The sequence below is a fragment of the Anaerolineales bacterium genome (assembly GCA_030583885.1).
GTDB lineage: Bacteria > Chloroflexota > Anaerolineae > Anaerolineales > Villigracilaceae > Villigracilis.
The window spans coordinates 3,267,313-3,281,860 of record CP129480.1 but is presented as its reverse complement, the minus strand read 5'-3'; the positions used below and the strand labels follow the sequence as shown (position 1 = coordinate 3,281,860).

At 54.4% G+C, this 14,548-nt stretch carries 15 protein-coding genes; 8 read left to right on the top strand and 7 right to left on the bottom strand.

Annotated elements, in window-relative coordinates:
• Window positions 1-283 precede the first annotated feature (283 nt).
• Window positions 284-1,489, bottom strand: a complete 1,206-nt coding sequence (locus QY332_16415; GenBank protein WKZ35197.1) for a DUF3179 domain-containing protein — start codon at window positions 1,487-1,489, stop codon at window positions 284-286.
• Window positions 1,490-1,589: 100 nt separating this feature from the next.
• On the opposite strand from QY332_16415, the gene QY332_16410 reads away from it, so the two are divergent.
• Window positions 1,590-2,822, top strand: coding sequence for an FAD-dependent oxidoreductase (locus tag QY332_16410; GenBank protein WKZ35196.1), 1,233 nt, complete (start codon window positions 1,590-1,592; stop codon window positions 2,820-2,822).
• Between the two features lie 35 nt (window positions 2,823-2,857).
• On the opposite strand, the gene QY332_16405 is transcribed toward QY332_16410, so the two are convergent.
• Window positions 2,858-3,688, bottom strand: a complete 831-nt coding sequence (locus tag QY332_16405; GenBank protein ID WKZ35195.1) for an HD domain-containing protein — start codon at window positions 3,686-3,688, stop codon at window positions 2,858-2,860.
• 110 nt (window positions 3,689-3,798) lie between these two features.
• On the opposite strand from QY332_16405, the gene QY332_16400 reads away from it, so the two are divergent.
• The 7 genes from QY332_16400 to QY332_16370 all read left to right on the top strand — a co-directional run bounded on the left by QY332_16400 (window position 3,799) and on the right by QY332_16370 (window position 10,924).
• Window positions 3,799-4,518, top strand: a complete 720-nt coding sequence (locus tag QY332_16400; protein ID WKZ35194.1) for a TVP38/TMEM64 family protein — start codon at window positions 3,799-3,801, stop codon at window positions 4,516-4,518.
• 151 nt (window positions 4,519-4,669) lie between these two features.
• On the top strand, window positions 4,670-6,088 hold the full coding sequence (locus QY332_16395; protein ID WKZ35193.1) for an NAD(P)/FAD-dependent oxidoreductase: 1,419 nt from the start codon (window positions 4,670-4,672) through the stop codon (window positions 6,086-6,088).
• Window positions 6,089-6,170: 82 nt separating this feature from the next.
• Window positions 6,171-7,415 (top strand): ABC transporter substrate-binding protein, encoded by a 1,245-nt coding sequence (locus tag QY332_16390; GenBank protein ID WKZ35192.1) that lies wholly within the window; start codon window positions 6,171-6,173, stop codon window positions 7,413-7,415.
• A 107-nt stretch (window positions 7,416-7,522) separates the two neighbouring features.
• A complete protein-coding gene (locus tag QY332_16385) occupies window positions 7,523-8,104 on the top strand; it encodes a DM13 domain-containing protein (protein ID WKZ35191.1) in 582 nt (193 codons plus the stop codon).
• Between the two features lie 30 nt (window positions 8,105-8,134).
• On the top strand, window positions 8,135-8,983 hold the full coding sequence (locus QY332_16380; GenBank protein WKZ35190.1) for an ABC transporter permease subunit: 849 nt from the start codon (window positions 8,135-8,137) through the stop codon (window positions 8,981-8,983).
• Window positions 8,983-9,771 carry an ABC transporter permease gene (locus tag QY332_16375; GenBank protein WKZ35189.1) on the top strand — a complete coding sequence of 263 codons (789 nt, stop codon included), beginning with the start codon at window positions 8,983-8,985 and terminating at the stop codon, window positions 9,769-9,771. Before QY332_16380 ends, QY332_16375 begins: the two co-directional genes overlap by 1 nt.
• A gap of 112 nt (window positions 9,772-9,883) precedes the next feature.
• On the top strand, window positions 9,884-10,924 hold the full coding sequence (locus tag QY332_16370; protein ID WKZ35188.1) for an ABC transporter ATP-binding protein: 1,041 nt from the start codon (window positions 9,884-9,886) through the stop codon (window positions 10,922-10,924).
• Between the two features lie 23 nt (window positions 10,925-10,947).
• Here the strand turns inward: QY332_16370 and QY332_16365 are convergent, their stop codons facing one another.
• From QY332_16365 to QY332_16345, 5 genes are read right to left on the bottom strand one after another with little or no spacing between them, the layout of a single operon-like run.
• Window positions 10,948-11,532 (bottom strand): metal-dependent hydrolase, encoded by a 585-nt coding sequence (locus tag QY332_16365; protein ID WKZ35187.1) that lies wholly within the window; start codon window positions 11,530-11,532, stop codon window positions 10,948-10,950.
• A gap of 45 nt (window positions 11,533-11,577) precedes the next feature.
• Entirely contained in the window at window positions 11,578-12,024 is a 447-nt protein-coding gene (locus QY332_16360) for a redoxin domain-containing protein (GenBank protein ID WKZ38476.1), read from the bottom strand.
• The gene (locus QY332_16355; GenBank protein WKZ35186.1) at window positions 12,025-12,153 is read right to left on the bottom strand and encodes a hypothetical protein; all 129 of its coding nucleotides are present in this window, start codon (window positions 12,151-12,153) and stop codon (window positions 12,025-12,027) included.
• Window positions 12,154-12,170: 17 nt separating this feature from the next.
• Window positions 12,171-12,773, bottom strand: coding sequence for a CDP-alcohol phosphatidyltransferase family protein (locus tag QY332_16350; GenBank protein ID WKZ35185.1), 603 nt, complete (start codon window positions 12,771-12,773; stop codon window positions 12,171-12,173).
• Entirely contained in the window at window positions 12,773-14,464 is a 1,692-nt protein-coding gene (locus tag QY332_16345) for an NAD(P)/FAD-dependent oxidoreductase (GenBank protein WKZ35184.1), read from the bottom strand. Before QY332_16345 ends, QY332_16350 begins: the two co-directional genes overlap by 1 nt.
• Window positions 14,465-14,548: the final 84 nt, after the last annotated feature.

The following is a 14,548-nucleotide window of genomic DNA, read 5'->3' as shown; positions in this document are numbered from 1 at the left end:
GATTTTTCGATTTCAGTATAAAGCAAAATGATTTTTGGACTGGAAGGACTGCCGGTTGCTCCCAAAGTGATGTGATTGTTTACGGGAATGGCTTATAACGAAAACACCCCTACGTACAGGGGTATTTTGTCATTTCTTGATAATTTATTCTTTATTTGGTGGGTATACTCCAGGAGGGGCGAAACTTATACCTGTATATCAGATATGTATGTACCCCGTTGGGCAGATCCGATTGCGGTTGTGAATTCCATTTTATCGGGTTTATCCTTTTATATCCTCCAAATTATGGCTGATAAACCTTCGTCTCTGGCTTGAACGCCGCCCAGGAGAACCAAAAGTGATTGATGGCAACCACAAGCTCGAGCTGCCTGCCTTTCAATTCGCCTGCAATCGCCTGACCGAAAATGTTCCATTCACTGCCTGTTTGTGTGTCGAGAATCTTTCCATCTTTGAATTCAAAATCGAGAGTTGTTCGATCCAAGACTCTTGAGTATGCAACTGCCGCGCCGACTTCGCGTCCTTCAGGGATTTTGGTCGTGTCCAGCGCGGAGGCGGTCCCTTCAGCCCAGAAAACGACGATGGCTTCCCCGCCGACGGTATCAATGACCACGCTGGCTTCGCTCAACACATCGTAGGGATAGGCGGTCGCTTCGCCGTTCAAGTCCACGGTCAGCACGCGCGCCATCGGGGGCAATTGACCGGGTGTTTCGCCGCGAAACAAAAATGGGACCTGGTTGATATCGTCGTAGCCGAAATAGGGATTCCTGCCGTAGTCGCGCGGGCGCCCTGTATCACGCGAAAGTACTTTGCCATCGGGGTGCAATTCCTTGAAATCCGCCCAGGAAATCATCGAGGCGGGATAAAACTCCAATTGCGCGCCGGTGTATTGCCCTGCAATGGCGTCGCCTGTGGCTTGCTGCCACCAGGTTTCGGTCTGGCGGTCGTACATGATCAGGTTGCTGAAGCGCAATCGTCCCGTCGTGCCGAAGTCCAGAACCTGACCATCGAATGTGCTCTTGAACGCAATCGCCGTGTTGCACAGCGGGCAGAACGAAACCATCAGCGGTTCGCCGCCGACCACATCATTGACGATTTCATGCCACATCAAAATCTGGATGGGATAGGCGCGCGCGTCGTCACCGACCTGGACGAAGACGACGGGTTCGCGATCGTTCAACCATTCGTCCGCTTCGCTCGTGGACCGGAACTTGGGATCGTCAATCGAGGGAATCCCATCCTTGGGCGGACCTCCCGACAGGATCTCGCTGTACGGCACGGAATGTTTGCTGAAGTCGGTGGTGAATTCGCGCTCGGCGCCGAAGGGAGGCGGCTCGGCTGGCAGGAGAGTCTCCCCGCCCGAGGAGGGAGGAGATGTCTCGGTAGCAGGATCAGGCGCGGGGGAGTCCGAGGCGGGTTGTGTCGGCTGCGCGGGCGTGCCGCAGGCGGTCAATAAAATTCCGAGAACGAGAATCCAGATGTGTGTTTTCATGGTGGCTCCTTTTTGAGTTTGAAAGTGATGAGATTCGAGTCCTTACATAAGTAAGACTTTTCTAATTTTTTGTATCAAACATTCACAAGGAGACGAAACCATGGATATAACCGTGTATGGCGCGTATTGGTGCCCCGATTGCAGGCGCAGCAAACAGTTTTTGGGCGAGCATCAGATCCCCTACAAATGGGTGGACATCGAGCAGGATAAGGAGGGCGAGGCGTATGTTTTGCAGAAGAACAACGGCAAGCGCATCATCCCGACGATTGAGTTTGGGGACGACTCGATTTTGGTCGAACCGTCGAACGCGGAACTGGCGGCGAAACTGGGATTGAAGACCACGGCTTCGCGCAGTCATTATGACCTGATCGTGGTTGGCGGTGGACCTGCGGGGTTAACTGCTGCGCTGTATACTGCCCGCGAGGGAATTGATACGCTGGTGATCGAACGCGCCGCGCTGGGCGGACAGGCGGCGGCAACCGAGCGGCTGGACAATGTGCCGGGGTTCGCCGAAGGCGTGCTGGGCTCGGAGTTTGCCTTGCAGTTGCGCAAGCAGACGGAGCGCTTTAGCGTGGAGATGTTGCAGGCGCAGGATGTGGTGCGCATTCACAGCCACGACAATTATCATTGCGTGCAGACCGCCGATGGCAGTGAGTATTCTGCATGTGCATTGCTGATTGCCACAGGGAGTCAATACAAGCTCTTGGGCGCGCCCGGCGAGGACGATTTCATCGGCGCGGGAATCCATTTTTGCGCCACGTGCGACGGTCCGTTTTATAAGGGCATGTCCGTTGCCGTGATCGGCGGCGGGAACAGTGCGGCGGAAGAGAGTCTGTTTTTGGTGAAGTTCGTCGAGAAGGTCACACTGCTCGTGCGCGGCGACAAATTATCCGCCAGCCAGGTGATTCAGGAGAAGGTGTTGAACCATCCGCAGATCGAAGTGCGTTTCAACACCGAAGTGACGAAATTCAGCGGCAAGGGCGGCAAATTGAAGGAAGTGGAGATCAAAGATCGAAACTCCGGCACAGCAGAAACGATCCACCCGGCCGGGGTGTTCGTGTTCATTGGCTTGACCCCCAACACAAGCATTTTGAACGACACGGGTGTGGAATTGGACAAATGGGGATTTGTATTGACCGGGCATGATCTGGTGCATGACGGGCGGCAGATCCCCGCGTTTGGTGGGCGCGAGCCGATGTTTTTGGAGACGAGCCTGCCGGGCATCTTTACGGCGGGGGATGTGCGTCAGGGCAGTACCAAGCAGGTTGCATCGGCGGCAGGCGAAGGGGCGACGGTGGCGCTGCTCATCCGCGAATATTTGAAGAGTGTATAGGAAAAAGAGACGGTCACGCCAGATGACCGTCTCTTTTAGTTTGCGAGGCTTTTCAAAACATCGTTCACAGCATCTTCATTGGCGCGGGGTTCGAGCAGGTGCGGGTTGTCCGTCATGCCGGTCATTTCCGCCTCAAAGGTATCGCCGCTTTGGCGCAACTTCAATTGGCCATGACAGGCGCGGCAGTAGATCACATCGCCGTCTTTTGTACTGCGTGGAACGGCGATCACGGGTCCGCATTGCGGGCAGGTGACGGCGGGAATCCCTTCGGCGGTATGCCCGACGATGTGATCCAGGTCGCCAGTCAACCCAAGGTCGCACATGTGACGGACGAGTTCCATATCGAACTGGGACCCTGCGCCGTTTTTCAACGCATCCAAGGCGGAGGCAATGCTCATGCCCCTGCGGTACGGACGGACGCTGGTCATGGCGTCGAAGGCGTCGGCGATGCTGACGATGCGGGCGGGCAGTGAAATCTCTTCGCAGCGCAGCCCGGCGGGATAGCCTTTCCCATCCATGCGCTCGTGGTGCTGGTTGGCAACTTCAAACACAATCCCTGCCAGCGGGTGCGCTTCGAGCAGTTTGCCGCCAATGGATGGGTGCGTTTTGATGACCGCATATTCGGCATCCGTAAGAGCTTCCGGTTTGTTGAGGATGTCGTCGGGAATGCCCACCTTTCCCATGTCGTGCAGGTAGGCGGCGATGCTGGTTTTTATGATTTCACCGTGGGGCAGCCCCGCCTTGACCGCCAGCAGTTTTGAAAACTGTGACACCCGCCAGACATGCCCGCCGGTGTACGGGTCGCGCGCCTCGATGATATCCGCCATGATGAGCAGGGATTTGAGTAAAAGCGGGTCGATATCCATGTTAATACTTGAGATGGTTATCGATTTGGGTTTCTTACGCAGGTAAATTTCCGCCTCGAATTTGGTAAGAATGGCAGGCGCCTTGCTTTCCAATAGGGAAAGGAATTTTTATGGAAACGACAGCCGATAAAACTTTTATTCGACGGAACGGACAGAAGATCACTGCGCTTCTTTTTTGGGTTGGGCTGGTTGCCCTCTACCAGTGGTATGCCGCCTCGAACGGACTCTCCCCCCTGCAGGTCGTCCAGCAGTTGCTTGATTTCATGAAGAACGGTATGTGGGGCGTGTTGATCTATGTGATCCTCTACGCGGTGCGCCCGTTGATTTTGTTCCCCTCCACCGTTTTAACCCTGGCGGGCGGTTTTGTTTTTGGACCCGTTCTCGGCGTGCTGTACACCATCGTCGCCAGCAATATCTCATCCACAATTGCGTTCTATGTGGGGCGCTTCTTCGGTGAAGGCTTGTTGAAGGATGACGGCTCGGATGGCTGGATTCAACGTTATGCGCGGAGGATGCGCGAGAATAGTTTCGAGACGGTGATGGTGATGCGCTTCATCTTCCTGCCGTATGACGCAGTAAGTTATCTGGCGGGCTTCTTAAAAATAAAATATTGGGCGTTCATCCTGGCGACCGCGCTCGGCTCCATCCCAGGGACGATTGCCTTTGTCGGCTTTGGCGCTTCGGTGGAAAGTTTCGATGGGGCATTGCCTAAATTTAACCCTGTGACGCTGGGCTTCTCGGTGGCGATTTTTATTGTGAGTATTGCGCTTTCGCGGATGTTTAAGAAGAAAGAAGCGAAAACTATTCAACCCAATTCGGTGGTTGAGTAGTGGCGCCGCTCTTTGGCGCCACTACTCAACCACCAGTTTTTGAGAGAATATTCGTAACAGGAATTACTTTGCTTAGCGGTGGTTTCGATACGAGCGGGACGAACACCCGCTCTACTCAACCACCAGAGTTTCATACATAGGATTACACATCATGACAAATCATTTTCATACCATCGTTATCGGCGCGGGGTCGGGCGGGATGACGGCTGCGATTGGGCTGGCGGGATTGGGCAAGCAGGTCGCATTTATTGAAGGCAATCAGGTCGGCGGGGATTGCACGAACGTGGGTTGTGTGCCGTCGAAGACGTTGATCCATTTGGCGAAGACCTTCAAGCCTGGGATGAACCCCGATGAAGCCTTGCGCGAAGTGACCCGCAAACGTGACGCCCTGCGCGACAAAGAGACCGAAGAAGTGCGGCATCTGAAGAACGTCACCTTCATCGAAGGCATGGCAAAGTTCACCGCACCGAAGGAAATCGAAGTGGCGTTGAAAGCAGGCAGGACGCAAAAACTTACCGCGGAGAATATCGTCATCTCCACGGGAGCGCGCCCGCGCGTGATCGAAATCCCCGGGCTGCCCAGGGAACGGACATTGACGAATGAGACCCTGTTCGACTTGAGCGATATGCCGAAGCATTTGGTGGTTATGGGTGCGGGGATCATTGCGTTGGAGATGGCGTTTGCCTTCTGTAAACTGGGCGCAAAAGTAACCATGTTTGCACTCGATAAACGCCCGCTGATGACATACATCCCTGAGGTGGCGGATGCAATGGAGCCTGAGATCGAGAGGAAGGGTATTGTCGTGCATTATGGCGCGACGGCGAAATCATTCGATGAAGCGACGAAAACATTGATGTTGAATCAAGGCGACAAGGAAATCCAAATCCCTGACGTGGACAAGGTTTTGGTGGCAGTCGGCCGGGTGCGGAATCTCGAGTCGCTTGAGCTGGAGCAGGCTGGGGTTAAGGTCGATGCGCGGACGGGGGTGCAGGTCAACTCATATGGCGAGACCAATGTCAAGGGTGTGTATGCGATCGGGGATGTGACTCCCACGTCCGCTTTTACGCATTCGGCAAATGCTCAGGGACGGCGTGTCGTCCAGCGAATCGCGTTTCCGTTTTTGCCGCTGGCGAAGAAGGAACCGATCTTTCCGAACGCCACGTTCAGCGACCCTGAAGTGGCGAACGTGGGGCTGACGCAGAAACAGATCGCGGAGAAATATCATCCGCAACTCATCAAGCGCATTCGCGTCAATTTCAAAGACCACACTGACAGAGGCTACACCGACGGCGTGGAGCATGGATTCATCATTGCCGATGTGATTCGCCTGACGGGGCAGATTCTGCATGTGACGATTGTCGGTCCGCTGGCTTCGGAAATGATTTCATTTTTCACGCTTGCCATCAGCCAGAAGATTTCACTGCACAAAATTTATCGCTTGGTGTACCCGTATCCCACATTTTCGAGCGCCATTTTGAAAGTGGCGGATTTCTTCATGCGTGAGACGTTGCCGAATATCGGGAAAGAGTTGGGTGCGTTTTTGAAGTATCGCTTTGCGAAAGGCAATTAAACACGAAGGACACAAAGTACACCAAGGTTTTTCCTTTGTGACCGTGGTGTACTTGTGTTTAAAAAAATAAAGGAGAAAAGAAATGAAGAAAATAATCTTTTTGATGACCATCCTTGCTCTGTTGCTCGCCGCTTGTGCTTCACCTGCACCATCGTCATCAGAATTCGACCTCAACGATTGGGATAGCGTGCTCGCCGCCGCCAAAGGGCAGACCGTCAACTGGTACATCTGGGGCGGGTCGGACAGCATCAACGCCTACGTGGATAACTTCTACGGCAAAGCCTTGAAGAAACGCTACGACATCACACTCAACCGTGTCCCGCTCGCCGATACGGCGGATGCGGTCAATCAGGTCTTGAGCGAAAAGCAGGCTGGCATCGACCCTGGCTCAGTGGACTTGATCTGGATCAACGGCGAGAACTTCTTCACGCTCAAACAAGCCGACATGCTCTACAAGGATTGGGCGCAGAAAATTCCCAACGCGGCACTGGTGGACTGGGAAAACCCCGCCATCAATCTTGACTTCGGTAATCCTGTGGATAATCAGGAAAGCCCGTGGTCTTCGGCGCAGTTGCAATTCGTTTACGATTCTGCCCGCACGAATGAACAAGACCTGCCGCGTTCGTACGCCGAACTCAAAGAGTGGGCGTGCGCCAATCCTGGTCGCTTCACCTATATCGCGCCCGGACCTGGCGGGTTCCTTGGTACCCGTTTTGCCAAAGGCGCGCTCTATGAACTCAGTGGCGATGCGAAGCAATGGCTCACGTTCGATCAAGCCCTGTGGGATCGACACTCCCCCGCGTTGTGGGATTACTTCAATGAGATGAAGCCCTGTTTGTGGCGGGGCGGTGAGACCTACCCCAAAGACGAATCCGAACTCGTCAACCTTTTCGCCAACAACGAAGTGGATCTCAGCCTGACTCAAGATATCACGGGCGCAGGTCGCTGGATCGCCGATGGTCGCATGCCTGAAACCGCGCGCGCCTTCGTCTTCGATAACTACATGATCGGCGATTTCAACTATGTCGCCATTCCGCTCAACGCGCCCAACAAAGCCGCCGCGCTCGTGTTGGCAAATCTCCTGCTCGAACCCGAATTCCAAGCCGCGCAGATTCTCCCCGAAAATGGATTCGGACTCGGCTACGCCATTGACGTGACCCGCGTGACGGACCCTGCGGCTCTTTCCGCGCTCGAAACTGCCGCTTCCAAATTGGGCGACGCCGCCACCCCAGCCTCAGACCTTGCCAAATCACTCGTCGGTGACTCTGCCGCCGAATACCAGGGCTTGCTCGAGCAGGATTGGCTGACGTTTGTTTTGCAGAAATAATGTCATTGCGAGCGCACTTTGTGAAGCAATCTCCCGGCGAACCATGAGATTGCTTCAACGCAACGAGCGCGTCTCGCAATGATGGAAATCTACTAAAGGAACACATCATGCGCCGAAAAAATAGTTCACCCTGGGGTTATCTTGGTATCGTTATTGTCCTGGGGATTGTAGTTGCGTTTGGTTGGTGGTTCTTCTCTCCAGCTTTTATTGATAAAGCGGTCAGCGAACCGTTGCCTACTTCTGTCGTCGAAGTCAGTGGGACGCCATCCGAAGCAGAGACCAACCCCACCGTCGAGGCTGTCGAGCCGCAAGCGCCCGTTGAAAATCCGCCTGTGGTTGTGGCGGATCAGGTCTTGTCGCGTGGTTCCTTCTATAACCTTGCGCACTTAAGTTCAGGTGAAGCGGCTGTCTATCAACTGGCAGATAGTACCCGAATTTTGCGTTTGCAAAACTTCTCCGTTGATAACGGACCCGATCTGTACGTCTACCTCGTACCCGTTGACCCCGTGCCCAATGCTTCGGGCAGTGAAATCCCAGGCTATTACAGCCTGGGCAGGTTGAAAGGCAACATCGGCGACCAAAATTATGAACTCCCCGCCGACCTTGACCTGAGTCAATACAAGTCTGTGGTGATCTGGTGTCAGGCGTTTGCTGTCCCCTTTGCCGCTGCGCCATTGAATCCCCCGTGAAATTCGAATCCATACTTTGAGCTCCAAGCCGTGCTTAACAAGATTCAAAAAAATCCCTACACCGCCCTCGCCCCAGCATTGACACTCATCCTCGTCATGCTGGGCGCGAGTCTTTTGTATGCTATTGCAGAAAGTCTCGGCTTTATCAGCGTCATCGGTCAAAGCGACGTTTCCTTCCGCGCTTATCGCGCCGCCCTCGCCGCCGACTCGGAGTTTTGGGTGTCGCTCGCATTTTCGTTGTGGGTCAGCATCACAGCAACCCTGCTTGCATCGGCATTTGCATTGCTCGTCGCCGTCTGGCTCAACAATCACCGCACGCAATCAGACACCCTCGCCCTCAACTGGAATCTCGCTTTCCCTCATCTCGTCTTTGCCACCGCGCTCCTGCTCTTCCTCTCTCAAAGCGGGCTTCTTGCCCGTTGGGCGGCGGCGCTCAGTCTCATTACCGCCACGGACCAGTTTCCCGTCCTCGTGCGTGACCGTTACGGCATTGGCATTATCCTGCATTACATCGGCAAAGAGATTCCCTTCCTTGCGCTCATCGTCCTTGCCGTTCTGCGCTCCCAGCCCATCGGTTACGATGTCGTCGCGCAAAATCTCGGCGCGAACTTTTGGCAGCGACTGCGCCACATCACCATTCCACAAGTGGCGCCTGCCTTGCTCTCTGGCTCCCTGCTTGTTTTTGGATTTATCTTCAGCAGTTACGAAGTTCCAGCCATTTTGGGAGTCGGCTACCCGCGAGCGTTACCTGTCCTCGCCCTGCGCTTCTTCCTTGACCCAGACCTGCGTGCCCGCTCCGAAGGCATGGTCCTCAGCCTGATTATTACCGTCATCGTCATGCTCGTGGCAGTGGTGAGTTTGAGGTTGGAGAAGAAATAATGACCTCGAAACACCTCACCCGATTCCTTCTCTACCTCATCCTCATCGCGCCTCTCCTCCTCTTCATCGCCTATGGATTCTCCACCCGTTGGTTCTTCCCTGCACCCTTTCCCACCGAGTGGACAACCTCCACTTATGACCGCGCCTTGAACGACTCGCGCACGTTGACAGGTCTGCGTGATGGGTTGACGATCGCAATTATTGTTTCTGTGCTTTCCTTATTGTTTGCCTTTCCCGCCGCCCGTGTGATGGGATTGCGTCAATTCAAAGGCAGGCAGTTGGCTTGGCTGTTGTTCTTCCTGCCGACGGTCGTCCCGCCGCTGGCAATCGGCATGGGACTCAACATCCTCTTCCTGCAACTCGGCTTGGCAGGGACGATCTTCGGCGTGGTGCTGGCGCATTTGATTCCGACATTGCCGTACACCATCTTCACCCTTTCCAGCGCCTTTGCCCGTTACGACGAGAACTTTGAACATCAAGCCCTGGCGCTTGGCGCAAGCCCCCTGCAAATCTTCTTCAACGTCACTCTACGGATGATGACTCCCAGTTTGGTGGTCGCAACATTATTTGCCTTCCTTATCTCATGGAGTCAATACCTGCTTACCCTGCTCATCGGCGGCGGGAAAATTATTACCCTGCCCATTTTGTTATTCGCCGCCGCCTCGGGCGGTAATCCATCCACGATCGGGATTCAATCCCTGTTATTCGTCCTGCCGCCTGTGCTGGTCATTGCCTTCACCGCGCGCGAGTTGATGCGACACGGGAATGAGATTCGGGAGCAGTATTAGCGAGTATGTCATTGCGAGTGGCGATGCTCTTTCGCCGCGAAGCAATCTCATCATCGTGGGGGATTACTTCGTCGTCGCTCCGCTCCTTCTCGCAATGACATAAAAGGAATTTATGACCCACATTACTATCACCTCTCTCCACAAAACCTACCCCAACGCCTCTGCGCCTGTGTTGAAGGATTTTTCGCTTTCCGTCAACGACGGTGAAATGGTCGCCTTGTTGGGACCTTCTGGCACGGGCAAGTCCACGCTGCTGAAACTGATTGCGGGCATCGAACGACCCGATGGCGGCGACATTCTCTTCGATGGCGAGTCGATTCTGAAGACGGAGCCGAACAAGCGCGGGGCAGTGTTGATGTTCCAGAAGTCGTATCTTTTTCCGTTCTTCAATGTGGAAGAGAACATTGGCTTTGGGTTGAAGATGCAGGGTGTTTCAGCGGGCGGGATTCATGGGGAAGTGAAACGCATGTTGGATTTGATCGGCTTACCTGGGATAGAGAAGCGCAATGTGGGTCAGCTTTCGGGTGGAGAGGGTCAGCGGGTGGCGTTGGCGCGGGCGTTGGTGACTAATCCCAAATTGTTGATGCTGGATGAACCGCTCTCGAGTTTGGATACGTCAGTACGGATGAATTTGCAGGCGGCGATCCGTGAAATTCAGCGTGAGTTGGGCATTACGACGATCTTCGTCACGCATGATTTGAGCGAAGCCATGGCGATGTCTGACCGTATGGCGATTTTGTTGGATGGGGAAGTCACCGCATATGACAAGCCCAATGTGCTGTTTCATCGTCCGCCGTGCGTGCGGAGCGCAAAATTTGTCGGGGTGGATCTGTTCCTCGAAGGCGAATCAGGCGACGGGTGGCTGGAGGCGGCGGAGGTGGGCAGGGTGAAACTCAAGGATGAGTCAAAGGTCGGTCGAAGTGTGTTCGCCATCAGACCAGAACACATCCGCATTCAAAAAGAGGAAAGAGGACATTCTCTAAAGGGCGTGGTGCAGAGTTGTTTATTTCGCGGCGAGGCGTTAGAGCTTCAGGTGCGGCTGGGCAGTGTGACGACGCGCGTGCGCCTGCCGATGCCCGCGCCGATGTATGCGCACGGCGAAAATGTTTTTGTGCAGTTGCCTGCCGATCATTTGTTTGAGGTGGCGGGGTAGTGAGTGGAAAGTGGGGAGTGTGTTCAGTGGTTAATCGTCCGCGGTCGCTTGAGTCTTTGGATCAACTTCGGCAAAAATAAATATCCCAACAGCAGGATATTGATCCCCAACTCCACCCAGAAGAATTGACTCGCGTGGTGCGCCGTGTCCCAGTAACTGACGGGGCTGTAGAAGCGCGTGTGCCAATCGAAAGGGAAGAGGAGCACGGGACCGTCGTTGTAGTGGGTGAGGATGTCGATGACGGAGTGAACCATGCAGCCGAAGACGAAGGAAAGCCACCAATGTCCGCGCGTGCCGACCTTGTCCACGAAGCGCCAGAGTAGGATGGCGTAGATGATGAGCACCGTGGGCGAGTGTAGGAAGTTGTGTCCCGCGATCCAAAATGGGTTGTTGAAATAGGCAGGGTGGATGACGTTCTCCATCACACTGCTGGTATCCTGCTGAAGAATGAAGCGATAGTACAAAAGCGTTCCCCACGAAAGCAAACCAAACGGCAGGTCAGGCAGGACCGATCCCCACAAAAACGCAGACCTGGCAAGTTTGAATTTTTCGCCAAATTTCTTTTCGATGGCGGCGTTGATGACGAGGTGGGAGGGGATGGTGTTCATGGTTGGACGATTGACCATTGACCGCGGACGATGGATGATGAGCCTTTATGATCTATTGTCCGTCGTCCGCGGTCTTTCGTGTGAGATTTTTTCCAGCGTTTTCAAGAGTTTTTCCACCGACGGTCTGTCGGCGGGGTCGTGGCTGGGATAGACGAAGCGCAGGTTGCCATTCATGTCCACGATGAAGTCGCCACCAAGTTGAGATGTGTCGTCGCCGTGCGAGTCGTGGAATCTTTGTCCCTGCAGCCAGCGGGTGAAGTATAGCCATATTGTGCGCGGACTGCGCGAGCGCAGTTTTGAGCGTTCGAGTCCGTAGTCGTTGTAGACGTTTCGCTCACGGTCGAGCAGGACGGTGAAATTGCCGCAGGTTTCTTTGAGCCATTGTTGCATGGCTGGGAGGGTGCCAAAGGAAATGACAAAAACGCGGGTGTTGAGTTCCGCAAATTCGACTTGACGGTCGCACAACTGTGCGACATGCTCACGGCAGGGAATTCAACCCAGGTGACGAAGGAATACGAGCAGGGCATTTCCGCTTTTGAGGACTTCGCGAAGGGAGACTTGGCCGTCTTCGGCGGAGGTCAGGGTGAAGGCGGGGGCGGGGGAGTTGAGTTTGAGTTCCAAGTTTCAGGTTCCAGGTGTCAGGTTAGGATTCGTTTTGCCCAAATAAGTCTTTGAGCGATGGTGATGAAGACGAGTATGGCGAAGATGGAGTAGAGCGTGGTGAGATAGGCAGGAAAGAGGGTGAAGACTCCGAAGGCGATGATGGTTTCAAATCCGCCGATGAGACCTGCGGGCATAACGATGGTCGTTTGTGTATCGTCGCCGTGCATGGCGCGTTTTTCGAGAATGGCGGCGAGGTACATCCATGAGGCGGTGTTGATGTAAAAGGACGCGAGCATGAAAGCCAGGGCAAGGTAACGCTCACTCGAAGGCGAACCCGCCACCAGTCCGATGGGAAGCGCGGCGTAGGCGACGAAATCGGTCAGGATGTCCACGTATCCGCCGAAGTCCGATTGCTTGTTGTGCATGCGAGCGATCAAGCCGTCGAGTCCGTCGAGGGCGCGGTTGAGAATCCACAAAGCAAACGCGGCGGGATAGAGTTGACGATAGGCTGACCACGCGGCAAGCAGTGCGACGACGAGTGCGACGAGCGAAATGACAATGGGAGGCACACGGCTCAGACGTCGGGCGAGCGGAGCGCCAACCCGATCTTTGACCTTGCGAAGGGGCGTGTCGAACATTACTTGATCTGCCACGAAAGCCGCGCACGGGTCTTGCGTTGTTTGCGGATGCCGCGCTTTGAATATTTCATTTCATCCTTCGCGGCAAGGATCAGCAGGTTGAGCATGGACTCGTCACCGAAGAAGTGATCGCGGTAAATACCACTGCCCATGAAGCCGACTTTGCGATTGAGTAGATTGAGGCGCAGTTTGTTATCGGGCAGATGATTCTTGCCGTGCAGCAATGCGCGGATGGTGGTGGGCATCCACGGGAAGCCGTCGAAGAGGCGGCGGATTTCTGCAACGGTGCGATCTACGTCCGCTTCATCTTCGGGGTTGACCTTGTCCATCAGCGCGTCGATCTGTTCCTGGATTTCAAAGAACTTGCTAAAGCCGCCGCCTGCCAAACGATGTGGTTTCATCAACTCAAGATATTTTTCGCGGTCGTCGTTGGCGCGGAAGCGGTTCATGATAAGACGCAGATATTCGAGATACGCGCCTTGCAGCCAGACGACGGAATAGACCCGCCAAAGTTTGTAATTACTCCAAGATTTGAACGAACTTGCCACCAGCCTGTCGTGCATGTTGATGTACCCAAGCGTCATCGTTTCAAGGTCGGCAAAGGCATTGGCAGAATAATCGCCCGTTTGTTTTGCCTTCAACAACAAATGAGCCATCAGGAAAATGCTGGCATGGGTGACGTACAAACCTTTGGAGTACAACGGGTCAATGAAGCCCGCCGCGTGAGCGAGCAGGGCAAAGCGGTCACCAACGATGTGATGTGCGGAATACTGCAAGCGGTCAATGCGCATGAAGTCGCGCACGGCGCGGGCGTCTTTCAATTGCGCTTCGATATCGGGAAACTGCTTGATGAACTCGCGGAATTCCTGTTCGGGTGTCAAATCATCCCGCTGGGGATACAACCTGGGGTCGAGTTGCAAGCCCACACTGCATAACGGATTCGTCGAGCCTGTGTGATTATTGAACGGAATCACCCACAGCCAGCCACCTTTGAAGACGTGATGCAGCGTCCCTTCCGATAAACGATACGGATGATGAAACTCTTCTTGCGACGGTCCCGCATTGTTGAAGCAGGGCACATCGATCATGTGCGTAAAGATCGTGCGTGAATGAGACATGCTTTCACGATGGCGCCAGCCTGCCTTCTGCGCAAGGATGGATTTCATTCCGCCCGCGTCGATCACATATTCCGATTCGTACACTACATCTTTTGTGGTGATAATTTCCACGCCATCAGATTTCACGTCAATATCCTTGATGAACGTACCCTGCGAGATCGTCGCGCCGTATGAAATCGCCACCGATGTCAAAAAATAATCCGAGTCCTGGCGCGTGATGTGAATCTCATGCCCATACGGCAAACGCGGAATCACCGCCTGCAAACTTTTTTCCACATTCACATGCTGTCCCGCGGTGTGATGCACGAAACTAAAATGCCGCTTCACGCCATGCTGCGTGCCGATGTTCTGATAATAATTTTCCGAACTGTAATACGCCAACTCGGGCACATCGTAAAACTCCGCCAGCGCCCGCATCGCCTCCGACGTTTCAAGGATCATCGACTCGCCGATCGTAAAGCGCGGGTGCGTCCCGCCTTCGAACACGATCACCTTCAATCCCTTCCGCGCCAGAACGCTTGCCAATGTCGAACCGCCAATGCCCGAACCAATGATCGCCACGTCATATTTCATGGGTACTGCCTCCGAGTTGAGTCTACTTTAGATAAGACACATGTCGGGGTGGAGTTCTTACACAATGGCTGACCGCAAACCGTC